Source organism: uncultured Aquimarina sp., assembly GCF_947496855.1.
GTDB lineage: Bacteria > Bacteroidota > Bacteroidia > Flavobacteriales > Flavobacteriaceae > Aquimarina.
Map to the genome: position 1 here is coordinate 162417 of NZ_CANMED010000007.1, position 24819 is coordinate 187235.

A 24819-nucleotide genomic window follows, 5' to 3' on the forward strand; every position below is an offset into this window, starting at 1 on the left:
TTAGAAACCAAAAAATCTTTCTTTTTTTAAGTATAATTACAGTAAATTGTTGCACACTCGCGAGATTGATTCGATATTAAAACCAATCATTTACAGTAGGTGTAAAGGCGCATACAAATACACCAAGGACTTATAAAGATTATTGCAATTATGCTTACTCTAACTGGGGAGTAAAAAAAACAAGGCTGAACCTTATAGTAAATAACTATAGAACTCAGCCTTTTAAAAAAATTATTTCCAATTTTGCTGTATACAATTATATGCTGAAAATTTTATTGTATGATAAATCTTTTGATCTTTTTGTTAGCGTCATTTCCTATTTGTAAAAGATACAACCCATTAGACAAATTGCTCACATCAATATTTCCATCTGTCATTTTTTTACTTATTATCTTTTTACCTGCATAATTATAGATGATAATATTAGTTTCTTCATCTGGAAGACCACTAACAAATAAGATCCCTTCTGTTACGGGGTTAGGATATATTTGAAACGCTTCTTTGGTATTTAAACTACCTATAGTATTCCTTCTGGAAGCAGTTGTTCCTCCAATATTTACGGTATAATCTTCTACTTCTCCATACGTAAATATCTCACAGGAAGTTGCCGCAGCATTATACTTTAAACTTACTCGCATTCTTGTGGTTCCGGTTAGTGCGCTAGATGATACTGTAAAATCATAAGATTGATTTGCATCGCTGCGCGTAGACTCAGAAACTACTAACTCTGAACTATCAAAAGTTCCATCTTGATTATAATCAATCCATACATTCCAATATTCTGTATATATCGTTCCTGTATAATTAAGGCTTAATACAATTGTATTTTGCCCAAAAGACACAGCACCAGTTAAGTTTGTATAATCTTCATATCCGTTAGTAGCCGCAGAAGTATTATCGATTCCTCCAATACCCACATAATCAATATATTCATCATTCACATTATTTCCTTGACTGCTACAATAGGTTATTACAACTCCTGTTGTGGTAAAAGTCACAGAATCACTTGCTGAAGAACTATTTCCTGCGGCATCTTTAGCTACTACAACTAATATGTATTCTGAATCAGGATTCAATCCACTAACCGTAGCATTCGAAATAATAGAAGTAGCTACCAAAGTACCTCCCTGATAGATTTCATATTCAGACACCCCAATATTATCCGTAGATGCAGTCCAAGATAAATCAACAGTATTTCCTGTTATATTAGACGCTATTAAATTAGTTGGTGCAGATGGAGCTTGAGTATCTGAAGTTGCAGAAATAATCTTAAGATCATCAATAGCCATATCACTTCGAAATCCATTTCCTGTAACACCCTTAAATTGAAGCTTAATTACAGATCCTGCGTACGCAGAAAGGTCTATGGAAGCTTGATTCCATTGATCTCCTTGACTTCCGTTTCTACTCCAAAGTGAAATATAACTGGATCCATCATCAACACTTGCTAATACTTCTAAAGAGCCCATATTAGTTCCATTCATATGATATCCAAATTCTAAAGTTACACCAGTTAATGCTTCGAGATCAATACAAGGACTATCTAGCAGAGCTATTTTTCCCGGATATCCATTTCCATTACCAGAAGCTTCGGTAAACATATAAAATGAACCTTCTTGAGCTAACCCTGGTCCTGTTCCGTTAGATGGCGTTCCATTGCTATCTCGTGTCCAATTAATATCATCACCAGTAGCATTCGTCCATAAACCTACACTAGATTCAAAACCTTCTATATATGGAAATGTAGCAATTCCTGTACAAGCAGATATTCCTGTTGTAGTAAAGGATATTGAACTACTGTAAGGCGATGGGGTCGCTCCCGCACATATGCTACGTACTTGAGCTTCATAAGTCGTTTCTATTGCTAGATTCGTTAGATTCGTAGTATTAGTACTAACAGAAACTACTGTCCAATTTATAGTTCCCGTCTCTCTATATCGAACATCAAAAGTAGCTCCAGCACTATCAGACCAACTTAGATTAGCGCTAGTTGACTCTACCAAAGATGCAATCAATCCTGCAGGTGCAACCGCTCCTATTGGAGTTAATTGTACATCCTGCGTAATTGATTGACCATCTGTAATAACAACTCCTGTTATCGTTTTTGATTCATAACATTCTGCTTCATAAACTAAAGTATAAGTTCCTGATTTGATGGGGCGATAATAATCTCCTTCTGGTAATTCCGTCGGTGTCCAGGTTTCATAATTTTCTTTTCCGACAACAGTGACCTTAGCATCAATCGCTTGATTAGTCACTGCATCCGTAACAACACCGCGTATTCCATAATTTATTTGTTTTAGAAAACCGATCAATGCTTCCTGATTGTAGTTCCAGAAGTTCACCAACTGATTTGCTGCTGGTGTTTTGGCATTAGAAAGTTCTACGGTTACTTCTCTTCCCTTATGATAATATATCTGATAATCTTGTCGCCCTCCTTGTACTTCATACCAATCATACCCATTGGTAATTCCGTTATTCAATGCATCAAAATATCCATTGGGACTATTTTGCTGACAAAAATCTCTATATTCTTCTGATATATGAACAAAATAATCTTCATCAGGATGTGCTCCAGCATAAGTATCCCAAGGATAATTAATCAACTCTATTCCGCCGTGAAAATTAGCAGATAACACAAAATGCTTTGAAGCCGCGAAATTCATAAAATGCTGCGTTTCTGTCTGGTAGCTATTTCCATCTGGATTAGCCCCATCATCTGGATCTGGATAGTTTCGATTAAGATCTACATTATTAGCATTTCCTCTGGTAGCATTGGCTACTGATGTATTACCGGCACTATTCCTATAGGTTCCATCTGGATTCGCTAATGGATTAATCCACACCTCATTATTATCCAACAGTTGTTTGATCTCCGCATGTCTTGGATGCGACGTATCATTATAGGTAGTAAGTAAAAAATCAATAAGATTGAGCATCATAGGATACCCAGCGATCTCATCTCCGTGCATAGAAGAAGTGTACATTATACGTGGTTCCTGCTCGTTTGAAACAACATTATCAGACAGCTTTACAAAAAGTAAGGCTTTATCTCCTTCTATAGTAGCCCCTATATTTTCTACTTGACATAGCGTAGGGTTATTAGTAGCAAAATCATTCATCATACTCACATAGTCGGCATATGTAGGGTATGCGGTTAATGGAAATGTAGCTGCTTTTACAGACAAATCAGATGTCATCGTTCTGTATCCTATGATATTATCATCTTCTGTTGTAGTAAAAGGAATATTTTTTTGCAGAAATTGATCAAATTGTATTTGATTAGCCATTAATTTTACAATTCCTGTCACTTCATCATAATGAACAATAGACAACCCTTGAGTAAGAGGCTGTAGTTGAGAAGGGTTGTTTATCACGATATCAAATATAACTTCTCCTTTTAAGTTTAGATATTCAATAGCTCGTTCTTTTTGAGTTTGTTGCGCAGATAGTAAAGTACATAGGATCATGCATACCCATAAGGCAAGTGTTAGTTTTTTCTTCATGGTTTTTAAGAGTGTTTGTGTGTGACCTGCCCAGTTAAGCAGTGGTCAATACAGTTAAATTGGTTTTATTAATCCTAAAGATAAGTTAAAAAAGAATAAAATCGGCTTAGAGCAACAGATCTTTTCATCAACATACACCCCAGTTTATCAATAGATTAACTAGTAAAACTATTTTATCCTATACACACTAAGAAGCTATCATTATGAAAAAAAACAAGAAAAATTAATTAGATAAAGATCGGGAACAACTACTATAGCTATTACCCGATCTCACGTAAAAAAACCTCACAATAAAGCTTTTGTACTTATACATCTACCCTAACTATTAGTACTATTAAAAATCAATAGGTTAACATTCATTGAACATCTTTTTATGGAATAATTTTTGACGCATCATAAAGAACTAATTGAATAACCAAATTTTTGAACTATGACATATTCTAAAATCTTAATTTTCTCCGTACTATTTTTTATGAGCGCAAATACTTTAACCTATGCGCAACATATTAAGAAGCCTTCGCTAAGTACTAAAAGCAACTTTAGGACATTGATTATAGATTCTATTCCAGTTAATGCTTCTACAAATTATCGTTTAAAAGCAATTAGCAAAGACAACAATGATTATAGGGTATTCATTGGAGCTTCCTTAGTTTCAGAATATCCATCTTTCAGTATCTCTAGAATTCGTCCATTTTTAGTTGTAAGACCAAATGCATTTACTCACAAATCACTTTTTGATCCGGTTGTACATAATTCATTAGCACAACAATCTTGGGACAATCCTTTTGGAACCAATTCATTTGGCGCGGGGGTCTTAGCGGGCAGCTTACAATTAATATGCGGTATCTTTAATTAACAAATAAATTTTACTCTTGAAAATTTAAACCTTCCTAGATATGTAGCAAGTCTTAAAATTTAATAAAAGAATATTCTTGTTGAAGTTGGTGTTTTTTATGTTCCAAATTTTGCAGAAAAGAAAGATGTTGCTTGCTTTTTGGGTTAAATGGCCTATGAGCCATTGCATTTTGGATTTCCTTAACTCTACGCATCGTCTTTAATGCTTCTTCTGAAACCCAGGTTTGTTTAAAATATTCCCATATATAATCGACAGCAACTGCGCTCGGATGAATCATATCAGTATCATAAAATCTATAATCTCTTAGTTCATCCATCATAATTTCGTAAGAAGGAAAATAAACACAGTTATTATCGGAAGCTATAATTTTATGCACGGCGGCAATTAGATGCGATTTACTTAAATTATTTTCTACAAAACCATCCTTAATATGCCTTACTGGAGATACGGTACATATAATTTTTACATTTGGATTTAAACTTCTAGCCAAGCCAATACTATTTTGCAAACATTGGCCTACTTCTTCTACAGATAACAATTCTTTGGCAAACTCCTTTTGTGGTACTTTATGACAATTCGCTACTATCATATCTAACGCCTGTAAACGATATACCCAAGATGTTCCTAAAGTAATACAGATATGTGTTGCCGATTGAATTCTCTTATATGATAGATCTAATGCTTTATTAAGCGATTGTAACAACTGTTTCTGATCAGGATGACTTAACTTAGAATGCGCATCAAAACAATGCCATTGTTCGTTATGATAAAACAAATCAGTTTCAGTATACCGTTCTTGCTGTGTTGCCATCCATAGAAAAGTTTCAATAGCTTTTGGATGAAAAAGTATTCCAAAAGGATTGACTAAACTCTTAAATTTAAAATACTCAAACTTTTCTCCTATATTTTCAGCAAAGCAAGATCCTAACAATAACAACTCGTCATCATAATCAATTTTAGGTTGTTGAGGTTTTAAAGGTATTTTCGTTTGTAGAATCATTTACTTGTGACCCTTAACTTCTCCAAAAAAGAGCGCTAAGGGGTTTTGGTTTTTAGTTATAAATATTGTTTAGCTTTTTCCAAAGCTTCCTCTATTCCTGCTGGGTTCTTACCTCCTGCTGTAGCAAAAAATGGTTGACCACCGCCACCCCCTTGAATGTATTTTCCGAGTTCACGAACTACCTGTCCGGCATTTAGTCCTTTTTCTTCGACTAGGTTTTTAGAAATATAACAAGATAATAACGCTTTGCCATTATTATTTGCTCCAAAAAGCATAAATGCATTTTCTATTTCTCCACCTATCTCAAAAGACAAATCTTTTATTCCTGATGGATCAAGATCTACTTTCTTAGCTAAGAAATGAATACCATTTATTTCTTCAAATTCTGATTTAAGATCTCCTTTTAGATTCTTTGCTTTATCTTTAAGCAGTCCCTCAATCTGTTTTTTAAGACTTGTATTTTCTTCTTGTAAAGTTGTAATAGCTTTTATAGGGTCTTTTGCATTTTTTAGAATTGCTTTTACTTCAGAAAATGCTTCGGATTGATTTGTAAAATAGTCCTTTGCGGCATCACTAGTAATTGCTTCAACTCTTCTTATTCCAGCTGCAACAGCACTCTCTGATGTAATTTTAAAGTGCCATATATCACTTGTGTTTTGCACGTGAATTCCTCCACACAATTCCATAGACTCTCCAAAGCGTATTGCCCTAACATCATCTCCATATTTTTCTCCAAACAGAGCAATAGCTCCTTCTGCAATAGCCTGATCATAAGATATACTGCGCTTTTCTTCTAACGGCAATGCCTCTCTTATTCTTGCATTTACAAAATCTTCTACTTGTTGTAATTCATCTGAGGATACTTTTGAAAAATGCGAAAAATCAAATCTCAAATTCCCACTATGAACCATCGAACCTTTTTGTTCGACATGTGTACCAAGAATAGTACGCAACGCCTGGTGTAACAAATGAGTAGCCGTATGATTAGATGCTGTTCTAGATCGCTGTTTAACATCTACAACAGCTTTATGAGCTTCATTTATATGTTTAGGCAATGTTTTTGCAAAATGAATGATTAAATTGTTTTCTTTTTTAGTATCCACAATATAAACTACATCTCCATTTGCTACTTCTAAATATCCTTTATCACCAACTTGCCCTCCACCTTCTGGGTAAAAAGGAGTTTTATCCAGAACTAACTGATACAATTCTCCATCTTTCTTACTATTCACCTTACGATAGCGAGAAATTCTCGCTTCTCCTGAAGTATGATCATATCCAATAAATTCTTCTGCTGAATCGGGGATCAATATTTCCCAATCTCCGGCTTTTACTTCGGAAGCAGCTCTAGAACGGTCTTTTTGTTTCTGTAATTCTGTTTTAAAGATTTCTTCTTCATATTCATATCCTTGCTCGGATAATATCAAAGCCGTAAGATCCTCAGGAAAACCAAATGTGTCATATAATTGAAATACTTTTTCTCCTGAAACCACTTTCTCATTCGTATTCTTAATGACATTATCTAACAATACCAATCCCTGATCTAAGGTTCTTAAGAATGAGTGCTCTTCCTCCTTTATAACATTGGTGATTAAATTTTTCTGAGATTTTAATTCTGGAAAAGCATGACTCATTTGATTACTAAGCGTATCCACAAGTTTATAGATAAAAGGTTCTTTGGTGTCCAAAAATGTAAACCCATATCTGATAGCTCTTCTTAAAATTCTTCGGATTACATATCCTGCGCCTGTATTACTTGGTAATTGACCATCTGCTATAGAAAATGACACCGCTCTAAGGTGATCGGCAATCACTCTGATTGCTACACTTACCTTGCCATTTTCATCGGTTGGCAAACTATCTTTATCATATGTCGTATTGGTAATAGTCTCTATTTCTCTGATTAGTGGAGTAAACACATCGGTATCATAATTAGATTTTACACCTTGTAATGCCATACATAATCGCTCAAACCCCATTCCTGTATCCACGTGCTGTGCCGGTAGTTTTTCCAGAGAACCATTTGCCTTACGGTTATACTGCATAAAAACAAGATTCCATATTTCTACAACTAATGGATGATCTTGATTGACCAAGTCGCGACCAAGTATTTTTGCTTTTTCTTCTTCGGATCTTAAATCTACGTGAATTTCAGAACAAGGTCCACAAGGTCCCTGATCTCCCATTTCCCAGAAATTATCTTTTTTATTACCCATGATAATACGATCTTCTGGAACTATTTTTTTCCATAAATCATAAGCTTCTTGATCTATCTCCAGGTTTTCATCTTTTGCTCCCTCAAAAACGGAAACATATAAAATATCTTTATCAATCCCAAAAACCTCTGTTAGCAATTCCCAAGCCCATTCGATAGCTTCTGTTTTGAAATAATCACCAAAACTCCAATTTCCTAACATCTCGAACATTGTATGATGATAGGTATCCATTCCTACTTCTTCTAGATCATTATGCTTACCACTAACTCTGAGACATTTTTGGGTATCAGTAATTCGATTATTTTTTGGAATTCCGTTTCCTAAAAAGAATTCTTTAAATTGATTCATCCCTGCATTGGTAAACATCAAGGTAGGGTCATCTTTAATCACCATAGGTGCAGAAGGCACTATACTATGCTTTTTGGATTCAAAAAACGCTAAAAATTGGTTTCTGATGTCTTGGGATTTCATTTTCTTTATATTTTCTTTATAATCAGTTAATTATCATTAGCCATCTAAAGATATGCTATCGATATCTGTCAGTTTTTTCTGGACTTGGCGACATTTTATTATATTTGTTCCAGCCCCAAAGTATGAACAAGCCTATTTTTGGCTAATATCCTGCAAAAATAGTATATTTTAGATTATGTCAAAGGTTAAATATTACTACGATAGCGAGACGCTATCTTATCGTAGAATTGAGCAAAAGAAAGGGCGCAAATTTGGCTTCGCCATTTTAGGTCTTCTTGGTGCTTTTCTAGCTGGTTTTGTATTATTGTTAATCTATCTGAATATTCCTCAATTAGAAACTCCGAAGGAAAAAGCATATAAGAGAGAACTAGATAATATGAAGCTTCAGTATGCACTCATGAACAAACAATTGAAAAAGGATCATACTGTTCTTTCTGAACTTGCAGAAAGAGATGACAATATTTATCGACTCTATTTTGGTGCGCCACCAATTCCTGGAGAAATAAGAAAAGCTGGTTTTGGAGGAATAAACAGGTATAAAGGGTACGAAGGATATGATAATTCTGAAATGATCATAGAAAGCCAAAAGCAGATAGATAAACTTACTAAACAAATAGTTGTTCAATCTCAATCATTGGACGAAATAAAAGAATTGGCGGAACAAAAAGAAGAATTACTATCCACAATACCGGCTATCCAACCTATACAAAATTCTGATCTAAAACGCATGGCATCAGGATATGGTTGGAGGAGTGACCCTTTTACCAAAGCAAGAAAATTTCATTATGGGATGGATTTTTCTGCAGCGACAGGAACTCCTATTTATGCTTCGGGTAATGGGACTGTAACTCGTGCCGATGCAAATTCTAGTGGCTACGGAAAGCATGTTCGGATTGACCACGGATTTAACTACGTTAGTCTCTATGCACATTTAAGCAAATACAATGTAAAGAAAGGGCAAAAGATAAAACGTGGTGACGTAATTGGTTATGTTGGAAGTACGGGAAGATCTGTTGCTCCACACCTACATTACGAAATATTTAAGGACGGTGATCGCATCAACCCTCGTAACTTTTACTATGGAAGTTTAAGTTCTGAAGAATTTAATGAAATGCTAAAAGCCTCTTCTTTAATTAATGAAACTCTAGACTAACCCTTATGCGCAAAGCACTTCTTTTTGTAATTCTAATTGGTTTTAGTTATACAATACAAGCACAGAAATTTTCAAAAGAAGTGATTGACTCCATGACAGTGATTGTTGATGATTTTAAGTTGGAAATGGAAAAAATTTCCGCCCCTAAAAGCATAAAATTGATGGCAGTAGGAGATATTATGATGGGAACGAATTTTCCTAAAGAGCATTATATGCCGCCTAGTGACAAAGGTCCTTTTGATGATGTAAATATTGTTTTAAAACAAGCTGACATCCTTTTTGGTAATTTAGAAGGCACACTCACTGATGAAGGTGAAAATGCAAAGCGATGTTCTGACCCTTCTAAATGTTATTCATTTAGATCTCCAGAATCTTTTGGCGAATATCTTGAAGAAACTGGATTCGATGTCATGAGTATTGCCAATAATCATATAGGGGATTTTGGAGCGATCGGCATCAAAAACACTGCAAAAACTCTTAAAAAGCATAATATTGCATACGCTGGTATTTTCGCACAAGAATCCACTATATTTGAAAAAAACGGAATTACATATGGATTTTGTGCCTTTGCCCCAAACAAAGATTGCGTAAAAATTCATAACTTAACAAAGGCAAAAAGCATTGTTAAAGAACTAAAAGAAAAAGTAGACATTGTTATTGTTTCTTTTCATGGAGGTGCAGAAGGAGCAGATCACACACATGTAACCAGAAAAACAGAACGTTTTTATGGAGAAGATCGTGGAAATGTTTATCTATTTGCACATACACTGATAGATGCTGGAGCTGATATTATTTTAGGACATGGTCCTCATGTATCAAGAGCTTTTGAGGTATATAATAATAAGTTTATCGCCTACAGTTTAGGTAATTTTTGTACTTATTCCAGATTTAATCTAACTGGAATTAAAGGATATGCTCCTATAGCAGAAATAGAGGTAGATCTAGAAGGTGATTTTATCAAAGGAAAACTTCATTCTGCTAAACAAATCGATGAAATATATCCTTTTATGGATGATAAAAAAAGAGCATTAAAAGAAATTAAAAAACTGACTGAGAAAGATTTCCCTGAAAGTAATTTGGTTTTTGAACAAGATGGAACTTTTACTCAAAAAAACGAGAATTAACTATGTATGTTGACTTACCGAAAAAAATGTACTATGGTATTGGCGAAGTAGCTGATGCATTTGACGTAAATGCTTCTCTTATCCGTTTTTGGGAAAAAGAATTTGACATCCTTAAACCAAAAAAGAATGCCAAAGGAAACAGAAAGTTCACTCCAGAAGATATCAAAAATTTAGAATTAATATATCATTTGGTAAAAGAACGTGGGTTCACGCTAGAAGGTGCCAAAATTCATCTCAAAGAGCAAAAACAAGAAGCTTTAGATAGCTTTGATATCATTAGAAAGTTAGAATCTATCCGCGGACAATTACTAAAAATTAAAGAGCAGCTTTAGCTAATTCTTCGCAAGTCATTTCTGTTTTGCCAAATAATCTTTATATATCTCTGATTCGATAGTAGAAACATCCGATTGTATCTGAGTAAGCTTAGTAACACTGGCTACTAGTGGGAAATCTTTAAAATTAAACACTAACCAATCTATCCTTCTACCATCTCTATCTCGAAGTTGCCCTGTAACCAATTTGTTAGCTATATCGCTTTTTAATTCAGGTGTTTCTACCATTATCAAAAGTTCTTCTCTAAGTTGATCTGTTTTTGCAATAAACTCTTTTCCTTTTTCGGACAAACCACTTTCAGTAAAAAACATATTATTAGGCTGATCCATTAGCTCATAATTGTTAGGGTCTTTTACACCTAACATCTCCTGCTTTATAGACTCTATATATTCTTTAAAAGTTGTTGTTAAAGAATCTACCTTATTAGCTTTATGGATTAGTTTTTCATTCTGTATTGCATAAAACAATGAATCATTTTCCTTTTCAACAAACCTTCTGCTTTTCTTTAAAGAGTTATCCATTTCTCCAAAAGCAGTTAAAACCTCTCTACTACTTTTAATTACAATAATACTAATCCCAGAAATTATGAATATCAGTAAAAAGAGTATTATCAGAAGAGGTTTTTTCATTATAAAGATTTCTATTTCTTTCTAAAATACACAGCTACTGGCACTCCATGAAAGTCAAATTCTTTACGTAATTGATTTTCTAAATACCTTTTATAAGGCTCTCGTATGTATTGTGGTAGATTACAGAAAAAAGCGAATTGCGGTTGAGGTGTAGGCAATTGCATACAATATTTAATTTTTACATATTTACCTTTATATGCTGGCGGAGGATTTCTTTCTATGATAGGCAGCATAGTATCGTTCATTACACTAGTTTTGATCTTTTTAGAGCGGTTTTTAAACACTTCTACAGCTGTCTCTATCGCTTTAAAAAGTCGTTGCTTTGTTAATACCGAAATAAATACAATTGGGACATCTGTAAATGGTTCAATTTGTTTACGGATATGTTTTTCAAAATCTTTTAGGGTATTACTTTCTTTATTTTCGATTAAATCCCACTTATTTACAAGAATTACAATCCCTTTGCGATTTCGTTCTGCTAACCAGAATATATTCTGCACCTGAGCATCAAAGCCTCTGGTAGCATCAACCACTACCAAACATACATCACTATGTTCTATTGCACGAACAGACCTCATTACAGAATAAAACTCCAGATCTTCTTTAACTTTGGCTTTACGCCTTATTCCTGCAGTATCAACCAAATTAAACTCAAAACCAAAACGATCATATTTAGTATCAATAGAATCCCTAGTCGTTCCTGCAATATCAGTAACAATATATCGATCCTCTCCAATCAGTGCATTTATAAATGAGGATTTCCCTGCATTAGGTCTTCCTACCACAGCAAAACGAGGTAGTTCTGTTTCCTCTACTTCTTCTACTTCTGGCAATGCTTCTACCAAAGCATCTAAAAGTTCTCCTGTACCACTTCCGTTAATACTGGCTATGGTATAATATTCTCCAAGTCCTAGACTATAAAACTCTACAGCATTTTCTGCTCTTTTACCATTATCAACTTTATTGATAGCTAAAAAAACTGGCTTATTAACTTTACGGAGTAAGCTAGCAACTTCTTCGTCCATACCTGTAACACCAGATTCTACATCTACCATGAAAATGATAGCATCCGCTTCATCGATTGCAAGCTCTACCTGTTTATCGATCTCCGCTTCAAAAATATCATCACTACCTACTACATAACCACCAGTATCTATCAGAGAGAACTCCTTACCATTCCAATCACTCTTCCCATAGTGACGATCACGGGTAACTCCACTTACCGCATCTACGATTGCTTCTCTTCTCTGAATCAATCTATTAAAGAATGTAGATTTTCCTACATTAGGTCGCCCTACAATTGCCACTATATTACTCATTATCCTAAATTCTAAAATTTGTGCAAAATTAGTCTTTTTATTCTACCTAAACTATTGAAGTTTGAATATGAGGTGAATAAAATAAAAGAGGGAGGTTTTTAAAAAACAAAAAAGCTCAACGGTCAGCGCATCGACCTATTGAACTTTTTCATAATTGATAGTCAGTCAGTGAAATAATTACTTACTTCAAAGATAAAAATAAATACAGATATATTGGCTACTGTAAAACATCAAACTTTTTATGGACAGTTAGTTAACCTCATAAATCGCTACTGTATTTGAAACTTCATACGTTATAATCACCAAGTCATTTCCTGTTGGACTATCGATAGCTTTTATTGCTATCAATCCTTCTGGCCCAATATCTGTAGCATCTACCATCCAATCTAAAAATGTTGGACTTGCAGGATTTGAAATATCGAACACCATAGCTCCTCCTGTTCTTTCTAATCCAACAAATAGCAATGTTTTATCTCCTATTTTTAAAGTTTCTACAGCTTCTGGTTCTGCTCCTTTATCATCAGACCTACCATCAACTTCACCTTCATCGTTATTAAATAAGATAGATTCTAATTCAAAAGTTTTTTTACCAATTACATCTCCACTATCATATATAATGTTTCCTGATGTACTCCAAATTGTAAAAGACCTTCCTCCATATACATAGATTTCATCATAATCTCCATCTCCATCTGTATCTCCATTAGCAGTGGTAGTTTTTAATCTTCCTAAGTTTTCATCTAATTGCAATATTGCAGCATCAGGAAATGCAATTGGATCCAAAACTAAATCCTTTACTCTTTCTTCTTCGGAAAACCCATCATAATCTCGAGCATCTCCTTCATTTGCAGAGATGATATAATCTACACCGCTAATAGAAACAAATTCTATTGCATCTGGTTGATACATTCCAAACACAGGCCAATTCTTAAAATTTCCAGAAATATCGTCTCTATTACTGGCATCTAATTGGTTCTGAGGCAATGAATGGTCTTTTAATCCAAATCCGAGAATATTTGTAACTGTTTTAGTATTTAGATCCACTACAGCTAATCCGTTATTTTCTTGTAATGAAATATATGCCGTTTTAGAGTCATCCGAAATAGCTACATATTCTGGTTCTACGTCTTGTGCTAAAGTAGCTTCCTTACCAAAAACTCTAAAATCATTACCAATAGTTTGACCATTAAAAGCAGTAAACGCAGCATTAGTTATTTGTCCGGAAGCTACTTCTATAATAGTAACAGATCCTTCAGGGTCATTTGTGTATAAATCATCCGGTTCACCTTCATTCGCAACTACGATGTATTTACCATCTGGACTAAAAGTCACCATATCGGGCAGCGCCCCAGCATCGTATGTATTTAATAAAGATTGATTGTCGGAATTATAAGTTGCTATAGTTCCGTTCGCCTGTTTATTGGCTGAGTTTTCCAAAGCAACAGCAACTACTCCATTAGAAACAGCTACACTATTTGGCACTCCATTTACCGTTATGTCTGTACCCGGTATTGGAGTTGCCGGATTAGATAAATCCCAAACTGATATTTCGGTATCATTAGGATTCACAACAAATAGCTTATTGGTGATAGGATCGAATGCCGAAATCTCTGCAAATCCCTCTTCACCCATACCATTACTGAAGCTTCCTATTTTTTTAAAAGTCAAATCAGCTGTGTCAATAGGGTCTATGACATTATCATCATCAGAATTACAAGAAAAAAACAGGCTTACTACGGCAAGAACTACAACAATTTTATTAAAGATATTCATTATTAATTTGATTTGAATTAGCTATCAAAAATCAATCATGAGTATATCCTTAATGTTATGAAAAGAATAAATTATAAATAATTTATTCTTTTCATAAAAAAACTGCCTGAAAAAAAATTTCAGGCAGTTTTAAAAATATCATTTTTTAGTGTTTACTATTTTATAATAATCTTTTTGTATTCAGTACCTTCTTCTTGATTTATTTTTACCAAATACATTCCAGAAGGTATCGATCCAACCATGTCAAACGTTAGAGATGTTTTACCTTTTTGAATTACTTTTTTAGCTACTGGAATTATGGTAGATCCAGACATATTATAAAAGGACACATACACATTTTGATCTTTCTTAGACATTAAATCTACAGTCAGTGTTTCTCCTGATTTTAACACCGTAGGATATACACTTGTCCCTATTATACTCTCATCACAATTATCTACAAAAACAGTTACTTGATCCATATCACTACAGTTTCCTTTAGTTACCATTAATGTGTAATCTGTTGTAGCTGCTGGAGAAACAACAATTGTTCTTGTAGTCTCACCAGTAGACCACAGGTATGTATCTCCCAAAGTAGCCGTTAATGTTGCTTCTTCGCCAAATCCTTCACACAAAAACTTATCTCTTCCTGCACTTACTTCTACTATAGTTACATCTACTATAACCTCATCCATTACTTCACAGTCTCCACTCGTTATAATAACTGTATATGCAGTAGTGTTTCCTGGCGAAACCGTAATACTCGCAGTGGTTTCTCCTGTAGACCACAAAATATCTCCTTCACCCAAAACGGTAAGTACCGCTTCTTCACCATAGCATATTTCCTGATCTTCTCCTGCATCAGCAGTAAGAGTGCAACCTTCTACAAAAACAGTAACATCATCAATAGCTGAACATCCATTTATAAATACTGTAACACTATATGTTGTAGTTTCTTCCGGAGAAACCACAATAGTTGCTGTAGTCTCACCTGTAGACCACAGGTATGTATCTCCACTTGTTGCTGTAAGGGTAGCTGTGTCTCCAGCAGCTATAGTCTGATCTTCTCCTGCATCTGCAGTTACAGAGTTCACTACAACTGTTACTGTATCTATGGCATTGCAATTACCATTAGAAACCGTAACACTATATGCAGTAGTTTCTTGCGGAGAAACTTCGATACTAGTAGTTGTTGCTCCAGTTGACCACACTACATCTCCTTCTCCAGCAACTGTAAGTGTAGCCATATCCCCAGCACAAATATCCTGATCATCACCAGCATCCGCAGTTGCGGAATCTACAGTTACTGTCACTTCATCTTCACCCGTACAATCAGTACAGCCAGTTACGGTAACAGTATATGTTGTCTCTTCTTCTGGCGACACAGTAATACTTTGAGTAGTTTCTCCTGTGGACCATAAATAATTTGCTTCTCCCGCTCCAGTTGTAATACAATCACCGAAATTAATATTAATATCTCCATAAGCGAAATAACCATCAACTACATCAAGCCAGCCTGAAGCACCATTTTTACCTTCTTCAGTTTCGAAAACATTAGCTCCGTTTCCAACTTGGAATGCCTCTCCTCTTCTTGTAATAGTAATCACTTCTGAACCATCTGTTTTAGTAATCGTACCGTTCATTTCAGGATAATACGTCCAACCGGTTGCATCCTCATTATTACATTCGTGCTCTTTAGGACTATTTGTTGGTATTGTAGTAGTTCTACCTGAATATGTCACATCCAACTCATATGTTTCTTGAGTTACTGTATAATCTAAAACAGTACCGGTTAAAGTTGCAGTTCCATCTTCATTTTCTTTCCAAACTAAATCAACATTAGAGTACCATCTTTTATCACTTCTATCCGCATTTGTCATCCAAATCACAAAATCATGATCTCCAGCACAATAATCGGTACCAGTAATATCATATTCTACACAATCTGTACAATTTTCTATACCACTAGCTTGTGCAGTAAGCGTTACTTCTTCGCCTAAACAGATTTCCTGATCTTCTCCGGCATCCACTATTACAGGATCATTTACAATAACAATTACAGAATCAGAAGCCTCACAACTTCCGCTAGTTGCTGTAACAGTGTACGTAGTAGTTACCGTTGGAGTAACAGTAATAGTTTCTGTAGTTTCACCCGTTGACCATAAAAACGTTCCTTCTCCTGTAGCTGATAAGGTAATACTTTCTCCTAAACAAACATTTTGATCATCACCAGTATCAACGACAGCAGATTTAACTAATACCATTACTTCATCTGTACCTGAACATCCATTACAATTTGTTACAGTTACAGAATACAAAGTATCTTCATCTGGTGATACAATAATGCTTTCTGTAGTTTCTCCTGTAGACCATAAGAAAGAAGTATTACTCGTCTCTGAAGTTATACAATCTCCTAAATTAAAATTAAAATCCCCTATAGAATATTCGCTATCATCAGTATCAAACCATCCACAAGCTCCAAACTTACCTGATGCTGTTTCTGTCACATTAGCACCATTACCCATCTGGAATGCAGGACCTCTTCTTGTTAAACTTGTAGACCAAGATCCATCTGCACTGGTAATCGTACCTGTAAACTCTGTATAATACTCCCATCCTGATTCATCCTCATCATTACACTCATGTTCTTTAGGGCTATCTATAGGAGTATTGATTGTTCTTCCAGTAAAAACTGCATCTACTTCGTAGTTTGATTGTGTATTTGTATAATCAAAAACAGTCCCTTTTAGGGTAGCAGTGCCATCAGCAAGTTCATTCCACTCTAAATCTACATTAGAAAAGAATCTTCCACCTTTTAACCACAATACATAGTCCTGATTACCTTTACAATAATCAGTATTCTGTATACCGTATTCAATACAGCTCTCACAACTTTCATCACCCTCTGTTGTAGCTGTTAAAGTAACCTCATCTCCTAAACAGATTTCTTGATCTTCACCAGCATCTACCTCTGGAATATCATTTATTACAACTTCTACTGAATCTGAAACTTCACAATTTTCACAATCTTTTACGGTAACTGTGTACGTTCCACCCTCATTTACTGTAATTGATGGAGTAGTTTCTCCTGTAGACCATAAATAACTAACCTGACTAGTTGAGGTAGTAACACAATCCCCTAGATTAAAGTTAAAATCTCCTCTATTATATCGACTATCTGTGGTATCAAACCATCCACAAGCTCCATATTTTCCCTGTTCCGTTTCTGTTACATTTGCTCCGTTTCCTAACTGAAAAGCGGGGCCTCTTCTTGATAAATCAATAGACCAAGATCCATCGGTACTAGTTACTGTTCCTGTTAAATCAGTATAATAAATCCATGCAGATTCATCTTCAGTATTACATTCATGTCCTTTAGGACTATTTGCTGGTGTAGTACTTGTTCTTCCCGAATATATGGCATTTACTTCGTATGTTGTTTGGGTTAATGTATGATCAAAAATCGTCCCTGTTAGTGTAGCCGTTCCATCTGATAACTCAATCCACTCTAAATCTACGTTAGAAAACCATCTTGGATTATTTCCATCAGTTAACCACATCACATAATCTTGATCTTTCCTGCAATTATTAGTATTTTCTATACCATACTCACCTATGCAATCAACACACTCTGATTCTCCAGATATTGTAACTGTAAGAGTCACTTCTCCTTGTCCACAAAATTCTGCATCATCGCCTGCCTCAACTGTTAAAGAACAACTTACTTCATCATTGGTGCAAGAGTCAAATACGTGTTGATGTAATTCTCCTTGAATATGATGATAATTTGCTGCTATAACTTGTCCATTAATATTTCCAGAAGAATCTTTAATAACATCCGATTTAGGAGCGAATAAACTTCCTATGATTGTTGATCCTCCTTTTAATGTTAAACTTGAATTATTATAAAAATTCCAAATAACAAATGCTCCTTCTTGATCACCTATTCCTGCAATATTTAAGATATTCCATTCGAAATCACCAGATGCATCAACATTAATAATTAATGGCGTATCTTGATTAGGAGTATTCTCAAAAGTTACATAAGGAAGGTTTTGCAACTCGGTTCCTGAAATATTTAAAACATTAATAATACCCTGAGTAAGCAAGATTTTATTATCATTACTTACCAATACATTAGGTTGCATATTACTATAAGAAATTGACTTTGCTTCAAATAAAGTGAAAGCCGATTCAAAATCAATTAAATTAGCTTGGCTAACTGAATTTTGAGATTGTTTTCTCTGCACTTGCACTCTAGGCTTTGCATCATAACTTCCAGAAGTAACTCTGGTGTTTACGGAGGCATTATTATAATCAACATCAAAAACTGATGAACCATTCAAATCACCAACTTTCGTATACCCTTGATTAAGATGTATTCCTTCTCCAGAGTTATAAATCACTTTTCCGTTTACAACTAATGATGATGCTTCATTATCTCCATTAAAAAAGTTAGAACCCGCCGTTTGAGCAGCTAATGTAATAATTCCATCAATAGTTAGATCTCCACCTAACGCAATAGGTCCTTCAGTATCTCCACCGTGCACTGTAGTATTATATCTAACAAATGCATTATATCCTAATGCTTCTGATAACGGGTTATTACATATTGATGATGTAGAGTAAGATGGTAATCCATCCTCATCATCAATGTTTTTAAATCCAGATGTCATTATAAAAATGACAATCATAGTTAAGCCAAATAAAGACGAAACAATTGAGGTTGCTCCGATTTTATTGCTAAATGAGTTAAGCTTGTTAGTAGTTTTTGACATTGTGTAGTTGTTGTTTTTTGTTTGAATTTTAAAAATTCAGTCTGGTTAATTTATTCTGGGTTTTACTAAATTGAATACAGAAGATGCCAAAAAGCGCAGCAGTCCTAGACCGTACGAATGAGGTAATCTTTTGAAATTTATTTGAATTTTAAAGTTAAGCCGTTACTTAAAAAGCGTGTGAAGATAGCGTAATGTTTATATCATATTTTAGGGCGTTTTAAATATGTTAATGATGCTAAATTAGAGGATTCACTTCAAAAAAACATTAAAAAAAGGTGCAAAAACGTTCAAATGCAGCATTTTATCTTCGAAATACAGTTTTATTAGAAACAACAAGCCTATAAATACTTACAAAAATCTTACAAGGCTTTAATTTAAAATAGTCTAATCCTAAAATTAGCGATTGTAGCCAAAACGTTTTAATTGGCGCTCATTATTACGCCAGTTTTTATTAACTTTCACATATAGTTCTATATGGATTTGTTTTCCGAAAAACTTCTCTAATTCTTTTCTAGCCTCTACTCCAACTCTCTTAAGTGCAGTTCCTTTGTGACCAATAATAATTCCTTTCTGAGAATCACGTTCTACCATAATAACCGATCTTATTCTGATAATTTTCTCATCCTCAAAAAATTCTTCGGTCTCAACCTCTACAGAATATGGAATTTCTTTTTTGTAATGCATCAATATTTTTTCGCGAATAGCTTCGTTTACAAAAAAACGTTCTGGTTTATCGGTTAACTGATCTTTGGGATAAAAAGCTGGCGAATCCGGTAACAATTCAATGATTCTTCCAAATACTTCTTTAACGTTGAATTTTTCTAAGGCTGAAATCGGGTATAATTCCGCATTAGGCACTTTTTCTGCCCAAAATTGCACTTGCTCTTCTAATTGTTCCTGATTAGATTGATCTATCTTATTTAACAATAAAAACACCGGAATCTTTGCATTCGTAATCTTATTAAAAAATGCTTCGTCTTTAAGTTCTTTTTCTCCTATTTCCACCATATAAATGAGAACATCCGCATCTTCGAAAGCAGATTTTACAAATCCCATCATAGATTCTTGTAGCTCATATGCTGGTTTAATAATCCCCGGAGTGTCCGATAGTATTACCTGAAAGTCTTCACCATTTACAATTCCCAGAATTCGATGCCTTGTAGTTTGCGCTTTAGAAGTAATAATAGATAACCTCTCTCCAACAAAAGCATTCATTAAAGTGGATTTTCCGACATTAGGATTTCCTATAATATTTACAAAACCAGCTTTATGACTCATACATAATATTTTGGTGCAAAGTTAATTGATTATTCTACAAGTTTATCGAATCTTCCGAAGGATTATTTATCCTGATATCTTTTATTTTAAAGATAGAATAATGCCATAATAGTGCATATAGAAAGTAAAAAAATAATATCGAGAATAAACCTTTTGTTAATTTTTCGTAAATTTAATTCCAGTACGTTTTCAAAACCCCACGAAAACAAATAATTTATTTTAAAAATACTGGGATCATTTTGGGAGACTATTCAATCTTTTCTTTACTTAAACAGAAAACATATCTCAATATACATTTATGTGTATTCGCGATAACATTACTATTGTTCTCATATCCTAGTTTTGGACAAGAAAGAAACAAACAACTTGCTAAAGCTGATCAAAATTTTGAGGCTTTAGCATATATTAATGCACGTGATATATACCTCGATGTCGCTAACCAAGGATATTCCTCTTATGATTTATATAGAAAACTCGCTGACTCCTATTATTTTACAGGAGAACTAGAAGAATCTATCCAATGGTATGAAAAATTAATTTCGAATTTTTCTGAAGAAACAAAACCCGAGTACTTATTTAGATATGCGCAAAGTTTGAAGAGTGCAGAGCGATATATCGATGCGGATGCTATTATGGAAAGATTTAACACTGTTACCGGAAACGATAAACGAGCAAAATCTTTTATTAATAAACGAGATTATTTGGATTTTATAGAAATGCAATCAGGTAAATACGATGTATACAAATTAACTATAAATTCTGAGTATTCTGATTATGCACCGAGTTTTGATCATAGAGGCCAAATCGTATTTGCTTCTTCTCGAAGCAAGAACTCTAAAGTTCATGAATGGAATCAAATGCCTTTTTTAGATCTCTTCTCTTCTACCATTAAAGAAGATAATATATCTACAGAAGAACCAAAAAAACTAAAAGGTAAAATAAATACTAAGTTTCACGAATCTTCTACCAGTTTTACTAAAGATGGAAACACAGTATATTTCACCAGAAATAACTTTACCAACAATAAACTTGGAAAGAGTAGAAAAGGTGTGGTTTTATTAAAATTATACAAAGCTACTTTAGCCAATCAACGATGGTCCAATATTACAGAGTTGTCTTTTAATAGCAATAACTATTCTATTTCGCATCCTGCCTTAAGTCCAGATGGTAAACAATTATATTTTGCGAGTGATATGAAGGGAACTAGAGGCAAATCTGATTTATTTGTTGTTGATATCCTACCTGGGGGGAAATACGGAAAACCACAAAACTTAGGTGATGACATTAATACTGAAGGTAGAGAGACTTTTCCTTACATAAGCGATAACGGCCGATTATATTTTGCTAGTGATGGACATGTTGGACTAGGTGGATTAGATATTTTTGTGGCTATCTCCAAAGAAGATGATACTTATGAAGTATTCAATGTGGGCAAACCGATAAACAGCTCCAAGGATGATTTCTCTTTTGTACTAAATGAAGAAAACAAAACAGGATATTTTGCCAGTAATAGAAAAGGAGGAAAAGGAAATGATGATATCTATAGCTTTATACAAACGGAAGAATTAATTACCTCATGTAAAGAATACCTTAAAGGCATCATCACAGATAATAAAACTCAAGAACCTTTAGCTAATATCGAAGTGTCTTTATTAGACACTGATGGAAATGTGTTTAGTGAAGTAAAATCGGATTATAATGGCTCTTATAGCTTTGAAGTTGATTGTGACAAAACATATATTATAAGAGCATCCATGGAAGGGTTTAATCCTAATGATATCATTTTTAGATCAAAAGCTACTTACGAAACAACCAATAAGATTTCCATTGATTTTAGGAGAGAAGAATTATTATCTACAACTTCAGAGCCTGTTAATATTGGTGATGATATTGTGACTCCATTACAATTAAGAACGATCTTTTTTGACCTGGATACTGATGAGATCAGACCTGACGCAGAAGCTGATTTACAAAAGGTAATATCCGTTATGAAACAGAACCCTAACTTAAAAATTGAAGTTCGTTCTCATACAGATAGTAGGTCTAGTTATTGGTATAACAAAAAGCTTAGTGTAAAACGCATGCGTGCCACTGTTCGTTATATTATTCGCAATGGTGGGATTAATTGGAAGCGAATAAGAGGAAAAGCCTATGGAGAGCGACGGCTTATTAATCAATGTACTAATGATGTTACTTGTACAGAAGAAGAACATCAAGAAAATAGAAGAAGTGAATTTATCGTTAGAAAGTGATTAATTTTTCTAGTAAAAAAGGGCAATAAAGCACTTATACATTATTGCCCTTTACTTTTACATTCTATAATCCTAAAATATTAGCATCTACTCTAAATACGCAATCCACCTTAATACTATAATCTTCATTTATAGTCTCGTCTGTAGTTGTAGATGCTCTTAGTGTAAAAGAATCTTGTTTTAGAAAATCTTTTAATTCCACACCTGTAGTTTCTAATTCAATAACATTTAGATTTTGGTTTTCCAAATTTTCTGCAAAAGCTATTTCCATTTCTTCTAAACCCTCAGCATCAATAAACAAGCGTACTTCTTGCAAAAAATTGAAGTCTCCATCGGTAGGAGTATCTACGATTAACCTAAGTCTTTTTAATTGAATACTTTCTATTAAAGAACTATTTGTATTATTATTTTCAAACTCTGATTCGGAGTTTGTTGGAACCGGTGGGGTTTCTATACTAATGGGTATGTCAATTAATGTAGTAGAAGCGACAGTAAAATCTGATTCATAATCCAGTTCGAAAACTGTTAAACGGTTTAGCTCTTCACAAGAAGTAGAGACTGTTAATAGCACCAGCGCAAAAGTGTAGAAAAATTTATTCATAATATTTTGTTTTGAGGTTGTTTCAAATATATACGAAAAAAAACCATTCACGGTTTTCTTGACAGAAATTTCAATTAGTTTAGCTATAAACTAATTAGATAAGACGAAGATTTTATAACTTTTCAGAATTGATTTTACGAAAGTAATTCTTGGCTTTTTTATTTACTTTAGGAGCTAATAATAATCCAGAAATAACTGTAGGAATTGCCATCAAGGCAAATGCACTATCAATCAAATTAATTGCAAAATCTATCTTGACAACCGCTGCGACTACTATAGATACTATATAAATGTAATTATAATACTTTCCATATTTAGGTTTAGTCAAAAAACCTAAACAAGTCACTCCGTAATAGGAGTAAGAAAACAGAGTAGAAAAAGCAAAGACAAGTACCATGATTATTACAACACCATCTCCTATTCCATATGGCAAAACCGAATTAAATGCTTGTAGAGTTAACGAAATCCCATTATCATCAGAATATTGCCACACTCCTGTGGATAAAATCGCTAATGCAGTTAATGTACAAACCAGCAACGTATCAATTGCCGGTCCTAGCATAGCCACTAAACCTTCTCTAATGGGTTCATTAGTTTTGGCTGTTCCATGCATCATCGGAGCAGTACCGATTCCCGCCTCATTAGAAAAAGCAGCTCGTTTTACACCAGTTTTAATTAGATGCCCTAAAGCACCACCTGCAGCAGCTTCACCTGAGAAAGCATCAGAAAAAATCAAAACAAACATCTCGGGCAATTTATCAATTTGTAATATCAGAATCGTAAACACTGTGATGAAATATAAAACCACCATAATAGGCACTAACCTACTTGCAACTAAACCGATTCTTTTAATTCCTCCAAGAATTACAAAAGATGCAATAACCGCTAGAACAAGACCAATATAGAGTTTATCACTATCGTTCCAATCTAAAACATCCACTAATGTTTGTGTAAGTTGATTTGCCGTAAACGCAGGTAATGTTCCTACCAATCCTGCTAATGCAAAGAAAACTGCTAATGGTTTCCATCGTTTACCTAATCCTTCTGTTATTACATACATAGGGCCACTAAGTGTGGTTCCTTCTTCACTTTCTGATCGATACATTACAGACAACGTACAGGTATAAAATTTAGTAGCCATGCCGATCAATGCACTGATCCACATCCAGAAAATAGCTCCTGGACCCCCCATAACCAATGCAATTGCTACTCCACTTATATTACCCATCCCCACGGTTGCAGCAATTGCGGATGATAATGCCTGAAAATGACTTAATTGCCCTGGAGCATTTTCATTATCATATTTTCCTCTAAGGATATCGATTGCGTGTCTGAAATATAAAAAAGGAGTGAAGCGAGAATATATTAGAAAAAATAGTCCGCCACCGATCAAAAGGATTAGTAAAGGCCAATCCCATATCCAGGAACTAAATGCTGCAATTGCCGTTTCAAAGGTTTTAGTCATATCACTACATTGGATTGTATAAATGTAGTTAAAAAAGAAGTCTATAATTGGAAAAATGATTCTGTTTGCATCAGGGACACAATAAA

15 protein-coding genes are annotated in these 24819 nt (G+C 34.3%); 5 read left to right on the forward strand and 10 right to left on the reverse strand.

Going from position 1 to position 24819, the window contains the following annotated elements; all coding sequences use genetic code 11:
• Positions 1-272: 272 nt before the first annotated feature.
• A complete protein-coding gene (locus Q0921_RS20310; protein ID WP_299260147.1) occupies positions 273-3506 on the reverse strand; it encodes a M14 family zinc carboxypeptidase in 3234 nt (1077 codons plus the stop codon).
• Between the two features lie 472 nt (positions 3507-3978).
• Between Q0921_RS20310 and Q0921_RS20315 the strand changes: the two genes are divergently transcribed.
• Complete coding sequence (locus Q0921_RS20315) at positions 3979-4362, forward strand: hypothetical protein (RefSeq protein WP_299260148.1); 384 nt, start codon at positions 3979-3981, stop codon at positions 4360-4362.
• Positions 4363-4414: 52 nt separating this feature from the next.
• Here Q0921_RS20315 and Q0921_RS20320 read toward each other — a convergent pair whose 3' ends face one another.
• Together Q0921_RS20320 and alaS are read right to left on the reverse strand one after the other, a co-directional pair.
• Positions 4415-5362 carry a GSCFA domain-containing protein gene (locus tag Q0921_RS20320; RefSeq protein WP_299260150.1) on the reverse strand — a complete coding sequence of 316 codons (948 nt, stop codon included), beginning with the start codon at positions 5360-5362 and terminating at the stop codon, positions 4415-4417.
• Positions 5363-5418: 56 nt separating this feature from the next.
• Positions 5419-8049 carry an alanine--tRNA ligase gene (alaS, locus tag Q0921_RS20325; protein WP_299260152.1) on the reverse strand — a complete coding sequence of 877 codons (2631 nt, stop codon included), beginning with the start codon at positions 8047-8049 and terminating at the stop codon, positions 5419-5421.
• Between the two features lie 175 nt (positions 8050-8224).
• Here alaS and Q0921_RS20330 point away from each other — a divergent pair, with 175 nt between their 5' ends.
• From Q0921_RS20330 to Q0921_RS20340, 3 genes are read left to right on the forward strand one after another with little or no spacing between them, the layout of a single operon-like run.
• A complete protein-coding gene (locus Q0921_RS20330) occupies positions 8225-9202 on the forward strand; it encodes a M23 family metallopeptidase (RefSeq protein WP_299260154.1) in 978 nt (325 codons plus the stop codon).
• A 5-nt stretch (positions 9203-9207) separates the two neighbouring features.
• Positions 9208-10326, forward strand: a complete 1119-nt coding sequence (locus Q0921_RS20335) for a CapA family protein (RefSeq protein WP_299260156.1) — start codon at positions 9208-9210, stop codon at positions 10324-10326.
• 2 nt (positions 10327-10328) lie between these two features.
• Complete coding sequence (locus tag Q0921_RS20340) at positions 10329-10658, forward strand: MerR family transcriptional regulator (protein WP_027395257.1); 330 nt, start codon at positions 10329-10331, stop codon at positions 10656-10658.
• A gap of 15 nt (positions 10659-10673) precedes the next feature.
• Here Q0921_RS20340 and Q0921_RS20345 read toward each other — a convergent pair whose 3' ends face one another.
• The 5 genes from Q0921_RS20345 to era all read right to left on the reverse strand — a co-directional run bounded on the left by Q0921_RS20345 (position 10674) and on the right by era (position 20415).
• Positions 10674-11288 (reverse strand): hypothetical protein, encoded by a 615-nt coding sequence (locus tag Q0921_RS20345; protein ID WP_299260158.1) that lies wholly within the window; start codon positions 11286-11288, stop codon positions 10674-10676.
• Between the two features lie 11 nt (positions 11289-11299).
• Complete coding sequence (gene der / locus Q0921_RS20350; protein ID WP_299260160.1) at positions 11300-12607, reverse strand: ribosome biogenesis GTPase Der; 1308 nt, start codon at positions 12605-12607, stop codon at positions 11300-11302.
• Positions 12608-12856: 249 nt separating this feature from the next.
• Positions 12857-14380 (reverse strand): choice-of-anchor I family protein, encoded by a 1524-nt coding sequence (locus Q0921_RS20355; RefSeq protein ID WP_299260162.1) that lies wholly within the window; start codon positions 14378-14380, stop codon positions 12857-12859.
• Positions 14381-14535: 155 nt separating this feature from the next.
• Positions 14536-19137 (reverse strand): collagen-binding domain-containing protein, encoded by a 4602-nt coding sequence (locus Q0921_RS20360; protein WP_299260164.1) that lies wholly within the window; start codon positions 19135-19137, stop codon positions 14536-14538.
• 396 nt (positions 19138-19533) lie between these two features.
• On the reverse strand, positions 19534-20415 hold the full coding sequence (gene era / locus Q0921_RS20365) for a GTPase Era (RefSeq protein ID WP_299260166.1): 882 nt from the start codon (positions 20413-20415) through the stop codon (positions 19534-19536).
• Between the two features lie 239 nt (positions 20416-20654).
• On the opposite strand from era, the gene Q0921_RS20370 reads away from it, so the two are divergent.
• Entirely contained in the window at positions 20655-22667 is a 2013-nt protein-coding gene (locus Q0921_RS20370; protein WP_299260168.1) for an OmpA family protein, read from the forward strand.
• Positions 22668-22731: 64 nt separating this feature from the next.
• Here the strand turns inward: Q0921_RS20370 and Q0921_RS20375 are convergent, their stop codons facing one another.
• Together Q0921_RS20375 and Q0921_RS20380 are read right to left on the reverse strand one after the other, a co-directional pair.
• Positions 22732-23268, reverse strand: coding sequence for a hypothetical protein (locus Q0921_RS20375; RefSeq protein ID WP_299260170.1), 537 nt, complete (start codon positions 23266-23268; stop codon positions 22732-22734).
• Positions 23269-23380: 112 nt separating this feature from the next.
• Complete coding sequence (locus tag Q0921_RS20380) at positions 23381-24733, reverse strand: sodium:alanine symporter family protein (RefSeq protein WP_299260172.1); 1353 nt, start codon at positions 24731-24733, stop codon at positions 23381-23383.
• Between the last annotated feature and the right edge of the window lie 86 nt (positions 24734-24819).